Here is a 3,425-nt window from a genome sequence, read left to right as displayed (position 1 = left end):
TGTCGGCACCGCGCTCAGCCTCGCCAACAGCTTTGTGTTCGTCGGCTTCTGCCTGGTGCCGATCGCCATTCCGTGGCTGCTGGTGGCTTTTGCATGGCCCGGCGTTTGGCTCGCGGCCGCGATCTGCGCGGCGCTCGCCTGGCCGATCTTCCTGCGCCAGATCTGATTCATCCAAACCCGACGCACCCGCCAGGCCCGATTCTTCACCGGCTTGCTGTGGAAACAGCGAGCCGGCTTCTCTCAAACATGAAAAGAACATGATCGATGTCGTTAACCCCGCATCAAGGTTAATGCTTCATTTTGGCTCTCCGGGGTCAGTAGTGTTCTGGAGAGTTCCGTGCATCGACGCATTTCCATGCGGCTTGCCGCCGCCGCCGTTGCGAAAAGACGTTCCTTCCTTTCTCCTTTGGTGCTCGGGCTCGGCATGTGGATCGGCTTTCCGTCGGTCGTCGCCTATCAGGATATGACCAGCCTGATCACCGGCCTGGAGTCGCCCAGCGCCCGCTGGAACGCCTATATCGAGAAATCCGCCGCCGGCTCCGTGCATGCCGCAGAAATGCCGTTCATCGATTCCACCGCCACCGGCTCGATCTCCGGCTCCGGCGTCAATCTGCCGGGCGTGGGCACCGTCGCCTTCCGTGGCAAGGGCATCGCCGCGGGCGTCACGCCCGATGAAGATCGAGTCGTGCGCGCCGACAAGAAGGGCCGCCTCGTCCAGGTCTCGCCCGTCGCGCCGCCCAAGAATTTCAGCGCCGGCTCGATCTTCGAGCGCACCTCCTCGCTGCTGCGTCCCTCGATGGACAGCGGCCTGAAGCTCACCTTCGCCAAGCCCGGCATCAAGGGCAAGGAAGTCCAGATCGCCCAAGCCTTCCATCTGCGCGAGGACAAGAAGCCGGATCCGGATCTGCCGGCAGCGCTCGTCGCCCTCGTCAACAACGACAAGCCGGACATCCTCGCCACCGCCTATGCCCAGTCCGCGCCCGACTATGCCAAGGCGTCGCCCTTCGAGGCGCTGCTGCAGGACGATCCGAATGACGGCCGTTTCATCCCGCCGATGGGCAAGGGCGACCATGCCTGGCTGCAGAACCCGCTGCCGGCCAGCGTCTTTTCCAAGCCCGAGCAGGCCTGCCTTGCGAAGGGCATCTATTTCGAGGCGCGCAGCGAGCCCGTCCGCGGCCAGGCGGCGGTCGCCCAGGTGATCCTGAACCGCGTCCGCAACCCGGCCTATCCGAAGACGATCTGCGGCGTCGTCTACCAGAACGACGACTGGTTCAATCGCTGCCAATTCTCCTTCGCCTGCGACGGCAGGAAGAAGACCATCACCGACCAGGCTTCCTACAAGACCGCGCAGGAGGTCGCCATGGCGGTGACCGCCGGCAAGATCTTCATTCCCGAGGTCGGCTCGTCGACGCATTACTATGCCAACTACGTCCATCCCGGCTGGGCGCGCGCCATGCAGCGCATGACCAGGATCGGCCTGCACATCTTCTACCGCACCTATGGCGGCGGCTGGAGCTGAGCCGGTTGGGCGGCTCGAGCCGAGCCGCCTAAACGACGCCCCCGGCTGTCCTTCTTTCGGCGCCCGGCATGCCCCGGCGAACGCGGCTTGTCGCCAGGATTCGCACCGTCACCTCACGCGGGCGTGAAGGGCACGATGTCGCACCTCGATAAATCATTGTTTTAACAGCGAAAAATACATCGCTTGGAAGTTCGGCCCGTGGCTTGACGGGCGCGGACCCTCTAACTATGTTGCCGGCGACTTTAGAAGCGGACGGACGGCAATCGTCTGCCCGGGCAGGGGGGGTTGCGATGGCCGACAAAACCGGGCCAGACGGAACCGGAGAAACCGGCCGCGGCAGGCAGCCAGAAGCCACCATCCGCGACGACGAACTTGAGCGCCGCCGGCGCGATCTCGAAGCATCGCTTGCGACGAGGCGCACGGACCGGCTCGAGGGGAAAGACGAAGCAAAAGCTGCGGCCGGTTACGGTCAGGCGCTGAAACTGTCCAGCGAGTTCATCGCCGGAGTGGTGGTTGGTGTCGGCTTGGGCTGGATCATCGACCGCCTGGCGGGAACAGCGCCTTGGGGTCTGATCGTGGGCCTGCTGCTTGGCTTCGGCGCCGGTATACTCAATGTCCTGCGTTCGGCGGGGCTTGCACCGGAATTCGGTCAGGGCGGCAAGCCGCGCGAGCCGAAAGAATGAAGTGGGCGCCCCCTCGGCGCTGAAGTGAACTTAAGAAGCCGATTGTGGCTTTGACGGGGATTTAAAGTGGCTGCTGCTGACAAGGTCGATCCGATCCACCAGTTCCAGATCCATCCGATCATCCCGCTGCATATCGGCGGCTACGACGTCTCGTTCACCAACTCCTCCCTGTTCATGGTCGTCACGATCGTGCTGGCCTCGGCTTTCCTCTATTGGAGCACGGCCAGCCGCGCCTTGATCCCGGGGCGCCTGCAGTCGGTCTCCGAAATGGCCTATGAGTTCGTCGGCAACATGCTGCGCGATGCCGCCGGCAAGCAGGGCATGCAGTTCTTTCCGCTGGTGTTCTCGCTGTTCATGTTCGTGCTGGTCGCCAACCTGATCGGCCTGTTCCCCTATTTCTTCACCGTCACCAGCCACATCATCGTCACCTTCACGCTGGCAATCATGGTCATCGGCACGGTCGTCGTCTACGGCTTCGCCAAGCACGGTTTGGGCTTCCTCAAGCTGTTCGTGCCGCATGGCGTGCCGGGTCTTCTTCTGCCGCTGGTGGTGGCGATCGAAGTCATCTCCTTCGTCTCGCGTCCGGTCAGCCTCTCGGTTCGTCTTTTCGCCAACATGCTGGCCGGCCACATCACGCTGAAAGTGTTCTCGGGCTTCGTCGTCAGCCTCAGCGCGCTCGGCGCCGTCGGCATCGCCGGTTCCATCCTGCCGCTCGCCATGGCGGTCGCATTGACCGCCCTCGAGCTGCTGGTCGCCTTCCTGCAGGCCTACGTTTTCGCGGTGCTGACCTGCATGTATCTGAACGACGCGCTGCACCCGAGCCACTGATCGATTTTCACCGGCGCCGCGGCGCCAGCATACCCAACGTACCAACCGCAACGAACAAGCAAACCACAGGAGTTTTGAAATGGACGCAACTGCAGCAGCTGCTATCGGCGCTGGTATCGCCTGCATCGGCATGGGCGGCGCGGGCATCGGCCTCGGCAACATCTTCGGCAGCTACCTCTCGGGCGCGCTCCGCAACCCGTCGGCTGCCGACGGCCAGTTCGGCCGCCTGATCTTCGGCTTCGCCGTGACCGAAGCTCTGGGCATCTTCTCGCTCCTGATCGCTCTGCTCCTGGTCTTCAAGTAAGATTGAGAGCTGACGAAAGGGGCCGCATGGTGCGGCCCCGTTCCATGGACAGGGGAATGAGATGTTCGTGACATCTGCATATGCGCAAGAA

The 3,425-nt window shown here is 63.2% G+C and carries 4 protein-coding genes; all 4 read left to right on the top strand.

Going from position 1 to position 3,425, the window contains the following annotated elements:
- Positions 1 to 337 precede the first annotated feature (337 nt).
- The 4 genes from EOA24_RS31440 to EOA24_RS31425 all read left to right on the top strand — a co-directional run bounded on the left by EOA24_RS31440 (position 338) and on the right by EOA24_RS31425 (position 3,334).
- Positions 338 to 1,519, top strand: coding sequence for a cell wall hydrolase (locus tag EOA24_RS31440; RefSeq protein WP_126078617.1), 1,182 nt, complete (start codon positions 338 to 340; stop codon positions 1,517 to 1,519).
- 290 nt (positions 1,520 to 1,809) lie between these two features.
- Positions 1,810 to 2,202, top strand: coding sequence for an AtpZ/AtpI family protein (locus EOA24_RS31435; RefSeq protein WP_126078616.1), 393 nt, complete (start codon positions 1,810 to 1,812; stop codon positions 2,200 to 2,202).
- A gap of 66 nt (positions 2,203 to 2,268) precedes the next feature.
- On the top strand, positions 2,269 to 3,030 hold the full coding sequence (locus tag EOA24_RS31430) for a F0F1 ATP synthase subunit A (protein ID WP_126078615.1): 762 nt from the start codon (positions 2,269 to 2,271) through the stop codon (positions 3,028 to 3,030).
- Between the two features lie 79 nt (positions 3,031 to 3,109).
- A complete protein-coding gene (locus tag EOA24_RS31425) occupies positions 3,110 to 3,334 on the top strand; it encodes a F0F1 ATP synthase subunit C (protein WP_027164582.1) in 225 nt (74 codons plus the stop codon).
- Positions 3,335 to 3,425 lie beyond the last annotated feature (91 nt).

It is taken from the genome of Mesorhizobium sp. M2A.F.Ca.ET.039.01.1.1 (assembly GCF_003998035.1).
GTDB lineage: Bacteria > Pseudomonadota > Alphaproteobacteria > Rhizobiales > Rhizobiaceae > Mesorhizobium.
This window is presented reverse-complemented; position numbering and strand designations above follow the sequence as displayed.